Source organism: Candidatus Krumholzibacteriia bacterium (assembly GCA_029865265.1).
GTDB lineage: Bacteria > Krumholzibacteriota > Krumholzibacteriia > WVZY01 > JAKEHA01 > JAKEHA01.
In genome coordinates this window covers 42,784-58,182 of sequence record JAOUHG010000014.1, presented here as the reverse complement: position 1 = coordinate 58,182, position 15,399 = coordinate 42,784, and the positions used below count along the sequence as shown (strand labels likewise).

General features: G+C 66.0%; 18 protein-coding genes, 3 tRNA genes and 1 other RNA gene. 15 read left to right on the top strand and 7 right to left on the bottom strand.

Translation table 11 applies throughout. The annotated features are described in order from the left end of the window. Nucleotide 1: 1 nt before the first annotated feature. Nucleotides 2–1,363: a DUF4340 domain-containing protein gene (locus tag OEX18_08595; GenBank protein ID MDH4337318.1), complete on the top strand. Its 1,362-nt coding sequence runs from the start codon at nucleotides 2–4 to the stop codon at nucleotides 1,361–1,363. Nucleotides 1,364–1,540: 177 nt separating this feature from the next. Here the strand turns inward: OEX18_08595 and OEX18_08590 are convergent, their stop codons facing one another. The 3 genes from OEX18_08590 to OEX18_08580 all read right to left on the bottom strand — a co-directional run bounded on the left by OEX18_08590 (nucleotide 1,541) and on the right by OEX18_08580 (nucleotide 3,466). Beyond that, entirely contained in the window at nucleotides 1,541–1,846 is a 306-nt protein-coding gene (locus OEX18_08590) for a ferredoxin family protein (protein ID MDH4337317.1), read from the bottom strand. A 74-nt stretch (nucleotides 1,847–1,920) separates the two neighbouring features. After that, nucleotides 1,921–2,379, bottom strand: coding sequence for a hypothetical protein (locus tag OEX18_08585; protein ID MDH4337316.1), 459 nt, complete (start codon nucleotides 2,377–2,379; stop codon nucleotides 1,921–1,923). 31 nt (nucleotides 2,380–2,410) lie between these two features. Continuing rightward, nucleotides 2,411–3,466 (bottom strand): glycosyltransferase, encoded by a 1,056-nt coding sequence (locus tag OEX18_08580; protein MDH4337315.1) that lies wholly within the window; start codon nucleotides 3,464–3,466, stop codon nucleotides 2,411–2,413. Nucleotides 3,467–3,645: 179 nt separating this feature from the next. Between OEX18_08580 and OEX18_08575 the strand changes: the two genes are divergently transcribed. The 14 genes from OEX18_08575 (at nucleotide 3,646) to OEX18_08510 (ending at nucleotide 11,032) form a co-directional block, all read left to right on the top strand. Then, entirely contained in the window at nucleotides 3,646–4,350 is a 705-nt protein-coding gene (locus tag OEX18_08575) for a hypothetical protein (protein ID MDH4337314.1), read from the top strand. A 31-nt stretch (nucleotides 4,351–4,381) separates the two neighbouring features. Continuing rightward, nucleotides 4,382–4,837, top strand: a complete 456-nt coding sequence (locus tag OEX18_08570) for a nucleoside deaminase (GenBank protein MDH4337313.1) — start codon at nucleotides 4,382–4,384, stop codon at nucleotides 4,835–4,837. 24 nt (nucleotides 4,838–4,861) lie between these two features. After that, nucleotides 4,862–4,951 (top strand) — tRNA-Ser (locus OEX18_08565). Between the two features lie 15 nt (nucleotides 4,952–4,966). Beyond that, complete coding sequence (locus OEX18_08560) at nucleotides 4,967–6,037, top strand: hypothetical protein (protein MDH4337312.1); 1,071 nt, start codon at nucleotides 4,967–4,969, stop codon at nucleotides 6,035–6,037. 12 nt (nucleotides 6,038–6,049) lie between these two features. Then, nucleotides 6,050–6,247, top strand: a complete 198-nt coding sequence (locus OEX18_08555; protein ID MDH4337311.1) for a DUF1289 domain-containing protein — start codon at nucleotides 6,050–6,052, stop codon at nucleotides 6,245–6,247. Next, a complete protein-coding gene (locus OEX18_08550; GenBank protein MDH4337310.1) occupies nucleotides 6,222–6,644 on the top strand; it encodes an acyl-CoA thioesterase in 423 nt (140 codons plus the stop codon). The genes OEX18_08555 and OEX18_08550 overlap by 26 nt, the downstream gene beginning before the upstream one ends. Nucleotides 6,645–6,705: 61 nt before the next feature. Further along, nucleotides 6,706–6,795: transfer RNA gene (locus OEX18_08545), tRNA-Ser, on the top strand. Nucleotides 6,796–6,844: 49 nt separating this feature from the next. Continuing rightward, nucleotides 6,845–6,920, top strand: a tRNA-Ala gene (locus OEX18_08540). A 76-nt stretch (nucleotides 6,921–6,996) separates the two neighbouring features. Continuing rightward, nucleotides 6,997–7,096: signal recognition particle sRNA small type (gene ffs, locus OEX18_08535), an RNA gene on the top strand. A gap of 56 nt (nucleotides 7,097–7,152) precedes the next feature. Next, nucleotides 7,153–8,898: a DNA polymerase III subunit gamma/tau gene (gene dnaX, locus OEX18_08530; protein MDH4337309.1), complete on the top strand. Its 1,746-nt coding sequence runs from the start codon at nucleotides 7,153–7,155 to the stop codon at nucleotides 8,896–8,898. A 40-nt stretch (nucleotides 8,899–8,938) separates the two neighbouring features. Continuing rightward, nucleotides 8,939–9,250, top strand: coding sequence for a YbaB/EbfC family nucleoid-associated protein (locus tag OEX18_08525; protein ID MDH4337308.1), 312 nt, complete (start codon nucleotides 8,939–8,941; stop codon nucleotides 9,248–9,250). Between the two features lie 9 nt (nucleotides 9,251–9,259). Then, the gene (gene recR / locus OEX18_08520) at nucleotides 9,260–9,859 is read left to right on the top strand and encodes a recombination mediator RecR (protein ID MDH4337307.1); all 600 of its coding nucleotides are present in this window, start codon (nucleotides 9,260–9,262) and stop codon (nucleotides 9,857–9,859) included. 63 nt (nucleotides 9,860–9,922) lie between these two features. After that, on the top strand, nucleotides 9,923–10,420 hold the full coding sequence (locus OEX18_08515) for a roadblock/LC7 domain-containing protein (GenBank protein MDH4337306.1): 498 nt from the start codon (nucleotides 9,923–9,925) through the stop codon (nucleotides 10,418–10,420). A 27-nt stretch (nucleotides 10,421–10,447) separates the two neighbouring features. Further along, entirely contained in the window at nucleotides 10,448–11,032 is a 585-nt protein-coding gene (locus OEX18_08510; GenBank protein MDH4337305.1) for a GTPase domain-containing protein, read from the top strand. 12 nt (nucleotides 11,033–11,044) lie between these two features. Here OEX18_08510 and OEX18_08505 read toward each other — a convergent pair whose 3' ends face one another. From OEX18_08505 to OEX18_08490, 4 genes are read right to left on the bottom strand one after another with little or no spacing between them, the layout of a single operon-like run. Next, the gene (locus OEX18_08505; GenBank protein ID MDH4337304.1) at nucleotides 11,045–11,290 is read right to left on the bottom strand and encodes a hypothetical protein; all 246 of its coding nucleotides are present in this window, start codon (nucleotides 11,288–11,290) and stop codon (nucleotides 11,045–11,047) included. A gap of 45 nt (nucleotides 11,291–11,335) precedes the next feature. Further along, complete coding sequence (locus tag OEX18_08500) at nucleotides 11,336–12,754, bottom strand: HAMP domain-containing histidine kinase (protein MDH4337303.1); 1,419 nt, start codon at nucleotides 12,752–12,754, stop codon at nucleotides 11,336–11,338. A 9-nt stretch (nucleotides 12,755–12,763) separates the two neighbouring features. Beyond that, nucleotides 12,764–13,864 carry an anti-sigma factor antagonist gene (locus tag OEX18_08495; protein ID MDH4337302.1) on the bottom strand — a complete coding sequence of 367 codons (1,101 nt, stop codon included), beginning with the start codon at nucleotides 13,862–13,864 and terminating at the stop codon, nucleotides 12,764–12,766. Further along, nucleotides 13,864–15,393, bottom strand: coding sequence for a SpoIIE family protein phosphatase (locus tag OEX18_08490; protein ID MDH4337301.1), 1,530 nt, complete (start codon nucleotides 15,391–15,393; stop codon nucleotides 13,864–13,866). Before OEX18_08490 ends, OEX18_08495 begins: the two co-directional genes overlap by 1 nt. Between the last annotated feature and the right edge of the window lie 6 nt (nucleotides 15,394–15,399).

Sequence of the window (15,399 nt, the reverse complement as noted above, 5' to 3'; positions counted from 1 at the left end):
GATGCAAACCATGGGTGAGATGCGCAAGACGGCGTTCATGGTGGGCGCGGCGCTGCTGCTGGCCGCGCTGGCCCTCGTGACTGCGCCGCGCCAGAAGATGCCGGACGCGTTCTTCGACCAGGGAGAAACGTTCTTTCCCGACTTCACCGACCCCAACACGGCGGCGACACTGGAAGTGGTGTCGTGGGACGAGAACAGCGGCGGCGCGGTTCCGTTCAAGGTGACGTTCCAGGGCGGCCGCTGGACCATTCCGTCCCACTACGACTACCCCGCCGACGGCAAGGACCGGCTGGCCAGAACCGCGGCGAGCCTGATCGGCATCACCAAGGACGACTTCCGCACCGACAACGCCGCCGACTACGAGGCGTGCGGCGTGGTGGACCCGCTCGACGCCGGGCACGTGGGTGCGGGGGGGCGCGGCACGCGCATCACCATCAAGGGCGAAAACGGTGTGGTGCTGGCGGACCTCATCCTGGGCAAGGCCTTCGAGGGGCGGGAGGGATTCCGCCTGGTGCGGGTGCCGGACGAGAAGCGCGTGTACGGCTCGCGCGTCAGCGTGGACGTCTCGACCACCTTCAAGGACTGGATCGAGTCCGACCTGATGTTCATCGACAAGGACGAGATCGACCGTCTCGTGCTCAAGGACTACTCCATCGACGAGTCCACCGGCCGCCTGGACATGCGCGACGAGGTTACACTCTCGCGCGAGGAGGACGAGTGGAAGATGGCGAAGGTGCCGGCGGGCAAGGAGGCGGACAGCTACAAGATCAACACGCTCGTGCGCACCATCGACGAACTCGCCATCGAGGATGTTCGCCCCAAGCCGGAGGGACTCACGGCGTCGTTGTCGCGCGCGAGCGGCGGGGTATCGATTACCCAGTCCGACATGATCTCCCTGCAGGAGCACGGGTTCTATTTTGCGCGCGACGGTCGCCTGGTCTCCAACGAGGGCGAGGTGCTGGCGCGCACGGCGGATGGCGTCCTGTACACGCTGCGCTTTGGCGAGGTGGCGGTGGGGACGGCAGTGGCGGCCGCACAGGCGGGGACGCAGCTCGCGGGCGAGAACCGCTATCTCATGATCTCGGCGTCGTTCGACCCGTCGCTGTTCCCGGAGCCGGCAAGGCCGTCCAGCCGCTCCTTCGAGAACAAGGCGGACAGCGTGCTCACGCTCGAGGAGCGCCGCCAGAAGGACATCCAGGCGGAGCACGACCGCTGGCAGGCGCGCATCGACGCGGGGCAGAGTCGCGCCGACGAGCTCAACGATCGCTTCGCGAAGTGGTACTACGTGATCTCGGGCGCGAGCTTCGATGCGCTGCACCTGAAGCGCAGCGACCTCCTGCGCGACAAGCCGAAGCAGAGCTGAACCGGCCGCGGCGCGTGCTATCGCTTCTCCGCTCATGGTCCTCGCGCGAAACATTTGAAACCGCGCTGCGGAAATCGCGTCGAAGCGACAGCGCGCGCCCGAGATCAACAAGGACAAAAAAGAGGCCCCGGTCGTTCGACCGGGGCCCCTCTTCATTCCGGTTGGAACCCTGGGTTCCTAGAACCCGAGTTCCTTCTTGCGTGTTTCGGCGGTGGGCAGCGCGTCCTGCTTGTCGGTGATGATGGGTAGCCCGGCGGCGCGTTCCGCGTTCACCTGGATCCACTGCTTCTGGTCGTCCGGCACATCCTCTTCCGGGTAGATCGCCTCGACGGGGCACTCCGGTGCACACGCGTCGCAGTCGATACACGAATCGGGGTCGATGTAGAGCATTTCATCGTCGCCGTGGAAACAGTCGACCGGGCAGACGACGACGCAATCGGTGAAGCGGCACTTCTGGCAGTTGCCCGTGACGACGTACGTCATTCGTTACTCCTTCTAGAAGATGCGGCCGGGAACTTGAAAACCGGACCTAGCATAGTGGGAACCGGGAAACGGCGTCAAGACGCAAGGCGCCGCGGGCGCACGCTCGCCAACAGGCCGCCGCCGGTGAGCAAGAGGGCCCCCGCGACCACTGCGAGTGGCAGCGCTGTGCTCCGTCGCCGGGCCTGGGCCGCGGCGATTTCACGCCCGGTCTTTTCGATGGAACGCGCCAGCCGGCGCTCCTCGCCCTCGAGTGTGGTGATCGCCTTGCGGTACAGGTTGGTCTGCTGCATGGTCGCGCCGGCCTGGGCCATGCGGATGGAATCGGGAATCGACTCCATGCCGCTCAAAAAGCCCCGGTAGCGCAACCCGGTCTGGCGCAGCTCGCTGCGCGTGGTGTCGAGTTGCGCCTGCAGGGCGTTGCGCTCGCGGTCGAGTGCGCCGATCTGTGCGCTTGCGCTCCGCCAGCGAATCGCACCGGCGATGGCCGCCACGGCGGCGAGGAGCAGCACCAAGGATGCAATCTTTCTGACCATGGGGGTATTGTTGCCTCGAATTCAAGATCCGTCAAGAATCGACGTCGGTCGCGAGCATGTCGAAGAGCTGTCGCGCCGGGCGCATGGACCAGTCCCAGCGCGCGCGTTCATCGATGATACGCAGATTGATACCGCGGGCGCGCCCCCGGAGTTCCGCATCACGCCATGAATCCACCACCGCGACCGCCAGCCGCAGCGCCTCTCCCGGTGGCACCAGGCGCCCGTTTTCGCCGTCGGTGATCCACTCGCGGTTGGCGGGGATGTCGGTGACGACGGGGAAGAGGCCGCACGCCATGGCCTCGAGCAGCGACACCGAGGTGGTGTCCGATCGCGCCGTGGAAACATATATGTGGTGGTCCGCCAGCAGCGCCGGCATTTCGGCGTGCGCCACCGGCCCTGCAAACGAGATCGCCTCCGCGGCGTGCGACGAGGCCGCGCGCCGTTCGAGTGCCCGCCGTTCGCGGCCGTCGCCTGCGATGGTCAGGGTGGCGTCCGGGAGGGCCTCGCGCACCGCGGCCATGGCGTCGACCGCGGTGTCGACCGCGTAGAGGGTCTCGAGTTTGCGGTTGCTGATGATGCGGGGGCCGCGCGCCTGCGGCTGCGGATTCGGTCGAAAAAGGGCCGTGTCGACCCCGTAGGGAAACTCGCGCACTCGTTCCTCGGCCACTCCGAAGGAGAGGATGCGCTCGGTGAGCACGCGCGCGTCCGAGGTCACGAACGCCGCTCGCTTCAGAACGAATTGCGTCCGCCGACGGTGGAAGGGGCTCTTGTCGGGATCGGTCATCACGTCGCTGCCCCATGCACTGAGCACCCACGGGCGCCTGCACACCAGCGCCGCGATCAATCCGTAGTTGGGGGCGAAGTGTGCGCTCACCACGTCGGGGATGAAGTCGCCGATGATTCGGCGCACGCGCAGCGCCGCCAGCGGATAGCGGGCGGCGTCGGGCAGTCCCCCCCACACGCGAATGCGCCGGAAGGGACCCGGAAAACCGTCTCCCGGTTCCAGCGAAAGCGTGAGCACGTCGTAGCCAGCGTCCATGAAGTACATGGCCCAGCGGCGCAGGTGGACCTGGCGGGCGTCGCCCATGAGGAGCATGCGCGGGGACTTGGACCGCGTGGCGGGATTCACCGGGTCAGTGTACGCGCGCGGGCGCCCGGATGTCAAAAGCTGCGTGCTCGGTTGACACCGGTGGAGTCGAACGGCTACGCTCACGTGGTTCTGAGCAACGGCGGTGTTTCCGCTGGTTGGCCGCCCGAGGAGTCGTAATGAAACGCGCAATGATCTGCAGTCTGCTGGCGCTCGCTGCCCTGGTGTCGTGCCGGGGTCAGCAACACCCCATCGAGGTCTACGTCGACCCGCGCTTCACGGACGCGGACAACGCGGAGAACGTGGAGAAGATTGCGGTGCTCAACTGTGCCACGTCGCTGCACAGCACCGAGGATCCGGACAATGTCGCGCCGGCCACGGTTGAGAAGTTCCTGGTGCCGGCGCTGGACCTGCGTACGGACTACAAGTTCATCGCGCCGAACACGGTGGAGTATGCGGTGGGGCAGAACGGGTGGGACGAGCGCTACCAGAAATTTCTGCGCTCCTTTGCGGTGTCCGGAAAGCCGGACCTTGCGTTCATCACCGACCTGGCGCACCAGTTGCAGTGCGACGGGTTCCTGATCCCAGTGGTCGACCTGTGGCAGAAGGACGAGGCCGACATCACCGAGAACACGACGCCGGCGACCTACGTGGGGGCCACCATCACCATCTTGTCCGCGCGGGACGGGGTGGCGTTGTTCCGGGCCATCGACGAGGACTACGAAGAGGGCGCGCGCACGGAAACGGGGGACCGCTCGCTGGTGACGAGCGGCTCGGGCGCGGTGTACGCGGACCTGGGCAGGAAGGTGCATCGCGCGCCACCGTTCGAGGATGTGGCCTCGAAGGTCGCCAGGGCGCTCGCGAACAGCCTGCCCGCGCGCTGACGCCGGTGTCGCGGCGGCCGGATCTTTCTCGATGACACAGGACGTCCGCTGGATGGAGGAGGCGCTCGCGGAAGCGGAGCGCGCGTACGCCGCCGGCGAGGTTCCCGTGGGCGCGGTGGTCGTCCTGGAGCGCCGCGTGGTGGGGCGCGGGCACAACCGGACCGTGCGCACGGGACAGCCCTTTGAGCACGCTGAGGTGGTGGCGCTGTGGGACGCGGTGGGTGCGGTGGGCGCCCGGGAGGTCGAGAACGCGGTTCTGTACAGCACCATCGAGCCGTGCGTGATGTGCATCGGTGCGGCGCTGCTGGCGCGGATCCCGCGGGTGGTCTTCGGAGCGCGCGAACCGCGCACCGGTGCGTGCGAGAGTATCTTTGCCATCCAGAACGAGCCACGGCTGCTCCATCGGCCGGTGGTGATCGGCGGCGTCGAGGAAGGCCGCTGTCGTGAGTTGATGCAACGGTTCTTCGAACAGCGGCGCGACGGATGATGCGCGCCGCCAGGGACTTCGGGCGGAGAGATGCGAGAGTGGCTGAATCGGCACGACTGGAAATCGTGTGAGCGCGAAAGCGTTCCGAGGGTTCGAATCCCTCTCTCTCCGCCATTCGACTTCTGACCCATGAAATTGCAGACCTCCCAGACCGCAGCGAACGACACCGGGGCCTGGTTTCGTGCCGCGTGCGCGGTCACCGGCGTGGGCAGTGTCCCCCACACGGATACCGCGCGGGCCATCGAGTTCGTTGCCCGCGTTGCCCCGGAGGTTCCGTTCTGGCCCCAGCTGCGCCGCCTGTCCGCGCGCGAGGCGATGCTCCCGCAGTCGTTCGGGCCGGCGCTGCGGCACCTCGCGCAGGTACGCGGCGAATACGTGTACACACTGCCGTGCGACCGCGTGGACAGGTTCGTGACCTCCCTGCAGCGCGAGGCGGGGCAGCTGGACCCGGCCAACGCCGCCGGTTTCTACGCCTTTCTCGATGCCTTCCGGGGTGGTGCGTTCCCGCAGGCGCGCGCCGTCAAGGGCCAGACCATGGGTCCGCTGACGCTCGCCTGCGCCGTCACCCTGGACGGGGTGTCGCTCGCGGAGCGGGATGACATGCTGTCCGTGCTTGCGGACCACGTCGTGCGTGTCGCCACCTGGCAGGCCGAGACGTTGCTCGCGCTGGCGCCTTCGGCGATCCTCGTGCTCGACGAGGCCTACCTGGGCATGGCGTTGCGGCGCGCTCCGGAGCGCACCGGCGCCATCGTGGATCTCCTGCGCACCGTGGTTCTTCGCATCCGCAAGCCCGGGGTCCTGGTGGGACTGCACTGCTGCGACGAGATACCGTTCGATGTTCTCGACGCGGTGTCCCCCGACCTCTATTCCTTTGACGCCTTCCACGGCGCCGAGAGCATGGGGGAGGCACCCGGCGCACGCCGCTACCTGGCGGCCGGCGGGCGCGTGGCCTGGGGATGGATACCGACGCGCGACGACCTGGCCGGGGTGGATGCGGGGAAGCTGGTGGCGCGCTGGTGGGGCGTTGCGGAGCGCCTGGCGGCGGGGGAGGACGGCGCCGACGCGGCGCGCATCGCCGGGGCGTCGCTGGTGACGGCGTCGTGCGGCCTCGCTGGTTCCAGCGAAGCGACCTGCGAGCGTTCCTTTGCACTGGCCGCGGAAGTGGCGCGGGGGTTTGCGCAACGCTGCCGAAGTTCCTAATATTGTCCCGTCATGGCCGCCATTCCGCACCCGCCATCCCCGTGCACCAACCTGTGCATGATCGATCCCGAGACCGGTCTGTGTGACGGCTGTGGCCGGACCCTGGACGAAGTATCCGAATGGGGCTGGATGAGCGCCGAGCAGAAGCTCGTCATCCTGAGGCGAATTGGAAAGGAGCCGGCACATGGCGGAGAAGCAAGCGGAGAGTGACGGGCGTTACGCGCGCGTGCAGAAGCGCATCGACGCGTCGCAGACGCGGATCACCAAGGTGGTCGCCCCCGGGATCACGAACCATCACAACACGCTCTTCGGGGGAACGCTGCTCGCGTGGATGGACGAGGTGGCGTTCATCGCGGCGACGCGCTTCGGCCGCGTCCCGTTCGTCACGGTGTCGCTCGACCGCACCGACTTCAAGCGTCCCATTCCGGCCGGCGCCATCGTCGAGCTGGTGGGCACGGTGGAACACCTGGGACGCACCAGCGTGCGCGTGCGGGTGGACGTGTGGATGGAGCAGCGGTATCGCGATGAAAGGGAGAAGGCCGTCACCGGGGAGTTCACCATGGTGGCGGTGGGTGAGGATCACCGGCCGGTGCCGGTGGAGATCTAGGCGTCCCGCCGGGGCGCAGCGCCGCTTGCCTTTTTCCGGGCCGATGGGGTAGTATTCGCCCGGAGAGATGCCAGAGCGGTTGAATGGGGCGGTCTCGAAAACCGTTGAGCGCGCAAGCGTTCCGAGGGTTCGAATCCCTCTCTCTCCGCCATTTTGATGATCACGATATAGTACGCCCGTCCGCGGCGACGGAAACGGGTGGGGATGTAGCTCAGCTGGGAGAGCGCCTCGTTCGCAACGAGGAGGTCGGCGGTTCGAGCCCGCTCATCTCCACCATTTCTCTCTTATCCGTGCCGCGAGGGATCGGCGTGCCGGACACGCAGCCGCCGGTGTTCCCGCGGGCGGGAGCGGCGGCCGGGTCCCACGCAATGGTTCTCCATGAACTCCGTCAGGACCGGAAGGTAGCAGCGGTAAGTGGGCGGGATCATGTGACGTGGTCAAGCCTGGCCGCCACTCCCGCCGCGGTGTTTACCGGGTCCGGTGGAGACAACACGAGCCGGTGACGAACATGAGCTACGAAGTCCTTGCCCGCAAATGGCGCCCGCTCTCCTTCGACGATGTCGTGGGGCAGGAGCACATCACCCGCACCCTCAAGAAGGCGGTGGAGACGGGGCGCATCTCCCACGCCTATCTCTTCTCCGGGCCGCGCGGTTGCGGCAAGACCAGCACCGCGCGCATCCTCGCGCGCGTCATCAACTGCGACAACCTCAAGGACGGAAACCCGTGCAACACGTGTGCGTCGTGCATGGCGGTGGTGGCGGGCAACAACCTGGACGTGATGGAGATCGACGGCGCCTCGCACACCGGCGTGGGTGAGGTGCGCGAACTGCAGGAGAGCATCGGCTACACGCCCAGCCAGAGCCGCAACAAGGTCTACATCATCGACGAAGTGCACATGCTCTCCACGCACGCGTTCAACGCGCTGCTCAAGACGCTGGAAGAGCCGCCGCCGCACGTGTTCTTCATCTTTGCCACCACCGCGCCGCAGAAGATTCCCGACACCATCAAGTCGCGCTGCCAGCGCCACCACTTCAAGCGCCTCGAGAACGCGGAGATCGCCGCCCGCCTGGCGCACATCTGCAAGGCGGAGAAGGTCAAGTACGACGAGGACGGCCTGCGCCTGCTGGCGCGCAAGGCCGACGGCAGCATGCGCGACGGCACCAGCCTGCTCGACCAGTGCGTCACCGCTTCGGGCGGCAATGTCACCGCGGAGGCGGTGCGCGGCATCCTGGGCCTGATCGACCAGGAGAAGGTGCTCGCGTTCGTGGACGGCATGGCCGGCGGGGATCCCGGCGCCGCGCTGCAACTGCTGGACGCGGCGGTCAACGAGGGTGTGGATCTGCAGGATCTGGTGGCCGCGCTGCTGGAGGGCTACCGCGACCTGATGCTGCTCGCGGTTCCCGGCGACCTCTCGCCGCTGCTGTTCCGCTCCCGGAGCGAAATCGATCACCTGCGCAAGAGCCTCGATCGCTATGAGCTGGCGGACCTCGTCACCGTGGTCGAGCGCCTGAGCAACGCCTCGGGCCGGCTGCGCACCATGTCCGACCCGCGCATCTTCCTGGAGAGCGTGCTGGTGGATCTGTCGCTGCTCGAACGGCAGACCGACATCCGCACGCTGATCGCCCGGCTTGACGGCGGGGGTGGTGATGGGGGCGGGGACGGACCGCGGCGTGGCAAGGAATCGCCCGCAGCGCGCCCCGCCGGTGGCTCCGCGAGCGCACTGGCTCCCGGCGCGGCGCCGGCCGCCCTGCAGACGAACCCGCGCCGCGCGCCACGCGCGAGCGCGGAAGACACCACGGAAGACGATGCCCGCCCGGCGGAGACCGGTTCACCGGTTCCCCTCGAGGGCGACCTGGACCTGGCCAAGATCCAGCAGTTGTGGGAAGGGTTTGTCACCTTCGTGCGCCAGAAGCGCGTGTCGCTCGGCGTGTGCCTGATTTCTGGAAGGCCCTATTCGTTCGAGGGCGGCCGCCTGCACATCCGCTTCCTGAAGGGTTTCAGCCTGCAGCGCGAACAGGTCATGCGGCCCGAGGGCATTGAGTTCGTGGGTGGCATGTTCAAGCGCTACTTCGGCGTCGACGCGGAGATCGTGTGCTTCCTCGAAGGAGAAGAGAAGGCCGTCAAGCTCGAGGAGGCGCTGGCCGGCAAGAAGGTTCCCGAGGAACGTATTCGCGACGTCACCGAGGACAAGCGCCCGGTGGTGCAGGGACTCATCAAGGACTTCGACGGCGAGATCGTTCGTTACAACACGTAGCGGACCCGCGAGCCACGTTGGACAGTGTGGAAAGGAACCCATGGCCGACTTCATGAAGATGGTCAAGCAGGCCCAGCAGATGCAGGCCAAAATGGCCAAGCTGGAAGCAGAACTCGAGAACGAAGAGGTGGAGGCGGCCAGCGGCGGCGGTGCCGTGACCGCGCGCGTCAACGGCAAGCAGGTTCTCCTGAAGCTCTCCATCCGCGACGACGTGTTCAAGGACGGCGACCGTGAAATGCTCGAGGACCTCATCCTCGCCGCCGTCAACGAAGCCCACCAGAAGGCCGCCGACCTCGCCAGGGAACGCATGTCCGCGATCACCGGCGGCATGAAGATCCCGGGCTTGATGTAAGCCCGCCCGATGGACCTCGGTTCCGAGACACTCAACGCGCTCGTCAAGTCGCTGGCGCGGCTGCCCGGCATCGGGACCAAGTCCGCGCTGCGCATGGCGCTGTACCTGTTGCGACCGGAGAGCACGGACGCCGAACGCATCTCGGAACTGCTGTCCGAGCTCAAGACCCGGGTGCGGTTCTGCGCCACCTGCGGGGCCATCACCGAGTCCGACCAGTGTGCAATTTGCAAAGACCCGGCCCGGTCCCAGGACCTCATCTGTGTGGTGGAACAGCCCCAGGACATGATCGTCATGGAGCGGACCCGTCACTACCGGGGTCTGTACCATGTCCTGCACGGAGTCTTGTCACCGGTCGACGGGGTGGGCCCGGACGATCTTTCCCTGCGCGCCCTGGAGGCCCGGGTGCGGGACGGCCAGGTGCGGGAACTCATTGTCGCTACTAATCCTACGGTGGAAGGCGATGCCACCGCCCTCTACATCGCCCGGATCGTATCCCCCTTCGGTTGTACTGTCACGAGACTTGCTAGAGGTCTCCCAATGGGCGGGACCCTTGAATTCGTTGACGATACGACGCTTGCCCGCGCCATCGACCGCCGCGAGACCCTCTAGCCCCTGACGACCGGACGGTCCGGACGAACGGGAGCCGGCGGCGCTTATACCACCGGAGCGACCATGGTACGTGCCGACTGGACCATCTACGAAGAGGACTACTGGGCGATAAATTCGGTCATCAAGGAGCTCATCGAGAATTCGAACTCGACGAGTGTTCTGTTGATCGACAAGACCGGCCAGCTCATCGCGAGCGTCGGTATGGAGCCCGAGTTCGACCTTATGAGCTTCGCCTCGCTGTGCGCGGCGGACTTCGAAGCCAACGCGCAGCTGGCCAAGCTGATCGGCGAGAAGGACTTCTCCACGCTCTATCACCAGGGCGTGGACGAGAGCATGTATCTCGCCCGCGTGGCGCAGCACATCATCCTGGTGGTGCTCTTCAACAAGCGCACCACGCTGGGCCTGGTGCGGCTGCGGGTCAAGAAGGCCGTCGACAGCCTCGACACCGTGTTGAGCCGCCTGTTCAACAAACTCGAATACGAGAACGAGGACCTCAAGCAGTTTGATGCCGGCTTCGCCGACGAACTGAATAAAGAGATCGACTCACTGTTCAAGGACTAACGGGAACCAAGGCGAGGAAGAGGCGGCATGTCGCTCATCAACTATTCGTCCCGCGAGATCAACTGCAAGATCGTCTACTACGGTCCGGGTCTCTGCGGGAAGACGACCAACATCCAGTACGTCTATAACAAGGTCGATCCCTCCACCAAGGGCAAGCTCATCACCCTGGCCACGGAGATGGACCGCACGTTGTTCTTCGACTTCCTGCCGCTCGAGCTGGGTACGGTGAAGGGGTTCAAGACCCGTTTCCACCTGTACACGGTTCCGGGCCAGGTGTACTACGACGCGTCGCGCAAGCTCATCCTGCGCGGCGTGGACGGCATCGTGTTCGTGGCCGACTCCCAGCAGGCGCGCTACGACGCCAACATCGAAAGCCTCTACAATCTCCACGAGAATCTCGAGGAGTACAAACTCAACCTCGCCGACGTGCCCTTCGTGCTCCAGTACAACAAGCGCGACATGGACAACGTCATCGAACTCGACGAACTCGAGCAGGAGTTGAACCCCGAAAAGTTCCCCAGCTTTCCCGCCGTGGCCGTCAAGGGCGACGGGGTGTTCGACACGCTGAAGTGCGTGGCCAAGGGCGTCCTGAAGAAACTCTCCAACAACTAGCCGCGCGTCCCGCTACCGGTACATTGCCTTGACGCCGCCCCAGGTGGTCGCTTCGGTGGCGACGGGGCCGTACACGTCCACCACACCGTCCACCCGGAAGGTGAACAACTGCTCGAGCCCCGGGGGCACGCCGTTATCCATCTCGCCCCGGCTCGTTCCCGCGAGCCCGGTTCCGTCGTCGCTGACGCGCGGGAACCACGTACCACCCGCAAAGCTGAAGTACGTAAACACGTCCGGCTCGTTGTCGGACGCGTGCACGGTCGAGGTCTGCGCCTGCGGCAGGGCGCGCCCCAGGATATACTTCTAGCTGGCGGGGAGGAAAAGCGAGAACGTCGTACCCGCGCCCAGCACGCTGCGACAGCACAGGAAGCCGCCATTGGCGACGGCGCTGCGCTGGGCCAGCGCGAGACCGAGGCCCTTGCCCTTGATGCCGCGATCCGGGCAGTTCGTTGCCTGGCGGAACGGTTCGGCCATGAGCGCAATCTCGTCCTGGGGAATGCCGATTCCTTCGTCCCGGACGCGGATCACGACGTAGCGGCGCGACGGGTCATCGCGGCCGGGTGGCGGCACACGCGCCGCGTCCCCGGACGGCTCCACCGCGAGCGCGTCCGAGATGTCTGTAAACCGGGCGATCATTCCCCGCGCGGACTCCGTCCATTCGGGGAGCTGGACGCCATCCGTATTCGGATCAAAGCGGGTATCGGTGACATCCACCTCAACGGTGACAGCCGATCCCTCGGGCGAGTAGGTGATTGCATTGTCGAGCAGCACGTCGAGGATGATCATCAGGGTTTCGCGCGACACCTGCACTCTGCCGGTCCTGGCGCTTTCCGAGGAGGATACGGTCAGGGTGATGTTCTTCCCGGCGGCCGCGGTGCTCATGGTTCCCACCGACTGGTGGACGGCAACCAGCGGATCGGTGTGTACGCCGCCGGTATCGATTTCCTCCCGCTCGCTCAGAGCGAGGAGCGACTCGATGAGCCGCTCGAGACGTTCGACCGACGCAGCCATCCACTGTCGTGGCCCGTTTTCCACGTCGGGGAGCGCATCCAGGCCCGCGCGCAGCACGGTAAGCGGCGTGCGAAACTCGTGCGAGATGCGGCTGATGATGTCGGTACGCACTTCCAGCAGCTTTTTCAGCTCTTCGGCTGAAAGGCGCGCGTTTCGGTAGAGAAGGGCGTTGTTGAATGTGGTTGCGGAGACCGCGGCCAGGCTGTCCAGAAGCTTCAGATCCAGGTGCAGGTAGGGTTGGCGGTTGAGCCGGGGGCCCAGGAAGACGATGCCCACCAGCTTGTTCTCCAACTGGAGTGGCGCCACCACATGGAAAGTACCCGCAAGCGCGAGCACGGGATTTGCCGCGTGCGCCTCCTCGGCGCGCGCGTCCACCAGCCCCGACGTGCGCCGCTCCGCAAAGCCGGCGATGACGGGCTGGTCGAGCGGGAGGCGTGGCAACGCGGATGCGCGGGTTCGCCCGTACGCCGCCGCCGCCTCCAGCGTGCGTCCGTCCGGCGACGGTACGTAGAGTGCGGCATCGCCGACCGCAAAGTGGCCCATCAGCGTGAGCAGAAACGCCCGGTGCAACTCGTCGGTGTCGACCGTGCTCCCGTACTTGGAGAGCAGCGACGTCACCGCGCCGAGAAGCTGTCGTTCGCGCTTGAAGCGGATCTTCCAGAAATCCGCCAGCGCCACCGCGGCGTGGCTGCTATCAAAAGACTCAGCCATAGAGCATCCCTACCCCCGGGGAGCGGGCTCCAGGGCCTCCAGCGACGGCACGATCCTGAAGTAGGCGGAGAGATTGATGATCTCGAACACTTCCAGTATCGCGGGGAGCATCCCGGTGAAGATCAGGTCCCCGCCGGTGGTGCGAAGTTGCGATACCGTGCCGAGGAACAAGCCCACGCCGGCACTGCTGATGAAATCCACCTCGGACATGTCGAGCACGATTTGCGCGCCCGCCTGCGAAGCGAGCGCGTTCAGCCGTGCGTCGAGGACGTGTACGGTGGTGGAGTCGATGCTGCCCACGGGCTTGAGTACCACCGTGTTCGGCAGCTTGCACGGTGTCTGCTTCAGCTCCAGTCCTTCCATACTTGATCTCCTTGCGTTTTGGGTTTCGTTTCCGGTTCTGACGAACAGAACCGTGGTTTCATTCCAGTCACCGTCGCGCCGGTAGCGAACCTGTTGGGCCATCCGATTCAACATGAAGAGCCCGAGCCCCCTTCGCTCCCCGCGCGCGATCTTGACGTCGATGTCGACGAGGGGTGGCGTGGTGGTGGTGAAGGGTCCCGCATTGTCACGATACGAGAGCAGCGTGGTCGATGGGGTTGCCAGGATGGCAAGTTCGATGCGGGGCGCGCTGCCGGAGAAGTCTGCGTGATCGACGGCGTTGGCCACCAGCTCGTGCACGGCGAAGCGCAACTGTCCTCCCAGCATGTCGTTCATGTTCGTCGCCAGACGCACAAGGGCCACGAGCAGCGCGGACCGCACCACGGCGCGGTCCAGGGAGTCGAGGCAGGCCTCGATGGTCCAGCCGGCTCGCGCTTCGTCCGGATCCACCGCGCACTGGAATGCGCGGTTGCCGACCCGGCCGACCGAGCCGGCGTAATCACCCTGGTGGACGAGAACGCCCGCGTCTCCCAACGCAGCCCGCAGCCCATCTGCCTGGCTGGCTTCTGGTCCGGCGTCGACGTGGACATCCACCTGCTGCATGCCGGCAGTCTTCAGGGCGGCGACGATCTCGCGCACGCGTCCGGAATCCAGACCGGCGGACGACGGTTTCACCACCAGGCTTGCGGTGCGTGCGTCAAAGTCGACCCGTGCGATCCGTGTGGCCATCAGCCCGTGCTCCCCACCGCGCTGCGCTCGCGGATCGCTATGCCGAAGGCGAGCAGCGTGATGTCATCGGCCTGCGCTGCCTCGCCGCGTGAGCGCTTCTCCGCGGCCACCAGGCGGCGCACCAGATGCCGTGCCCCCAGGTGACCCTGGTCGGTTGCGATGTCGATTACGCGTTGCAGCGAAAATTGTTTCCTGGCTGTGTCCAGCGACTCTGTGAGCCCGTCGGTGTAGAGGAGGACCACGTCGCCGGGGGCGAGCGAGGTAGAGTAGTCCGCCACCGTTTCGGCAAAGCGATCCGTCGTGAAGATGCCCAGCGGGACGCCATCCAGTCTCTTGTCAGTGGCGACCCGGCGACCCTCGTGGTAGACGACAAGGGGGTTGTGTCCGGCGTTGGAGTACGCAAACTCGCCCCGATCGATGTCGAGCACACCGACGAAAGCGGTAACGAACATGTTGCGACGGATGTTCCCGGCCAGCGCCTGGTTGAGCCGTATGAGGACTTCGCGTGGCGGCGACCCCGATCCAGCGAACTGACGCACCAGCACCCGGGTCATTGCCATGACCACCATGCCCGCAACGCCCTTGCCGGAAACGTCGGCCATGACAAAGAACACCCGCGAACCATCGACCGGGATGATGTCCAGGTAGTCGCCGCCCACTTCGTACGCGGACTCATAGTGAAAACCGATCTCGAAGCGTCCCGCGTCTGCCACCGAGCGTGGCACCAGCGACTCCTGGATCTGGCGCGCCAGCTCCACCTCGTGGGCGAGACGCTCCTTGGCCAGCAACTCGCGCTGGGCCCCCTGGATCTCGCGGGCCATGCGGTTGAACGCGTCGGCGACCACACGGAATTCGTTGCGCGTCGGCATCACGATGCTGAAGGACAGGTCGCGTGCGAGTGCATCGAGGCCCTGCATGAGCGTGCCCATCGGGCGCGAGATGCGCGTGAAGAACAGAACGGCCAGCAGCAGCCCCGCCAGCAGCGCCGCAGCACTCAAGCGAATGGTGAGCAGGAGCGACCTGCGCTGCTGCTCGAGCAGCGCGCGCTTGGAGACCGTGAGGTACACGGTGCCGACCTTGCTGGTGCCGCCGAAAACGGGTGTGGCGAGCAGATAGGCGCTGGTGCTTTCGCGAAGCGTTTCGTCCCCGCGCACGGACGGCGACGCAACGGCGATGGCACCGCCGTCTTCGTAGACAAACGGCTTGCCGACGCGGGACGGGTCCCGGTGACCCTGCACCACGCCGTTCCGGTCCGCCACCACCAGCAACTGTATGTCGGGAACTTCACTCATGACGCGTGTCACCAGCGGGCACAATTCAAACTCGGGATCGGGGCGCAGGAGGGACTTCTCGCCGGACAGCGCAACGTTGCGGCCCTGCAACACCACGGTCTGGATCATCGTCTCGGTGAGGGATCGCCGCTGGTTCAGGGTGAGCGCATAGCCCACCGCACCCACGGTGATCGCCAGCAGCAGAGCGGCGCCCGCGAGTAGTTGCACGCGAAGCGACTGGAACAGCGGAGTCTTCATGGTGCG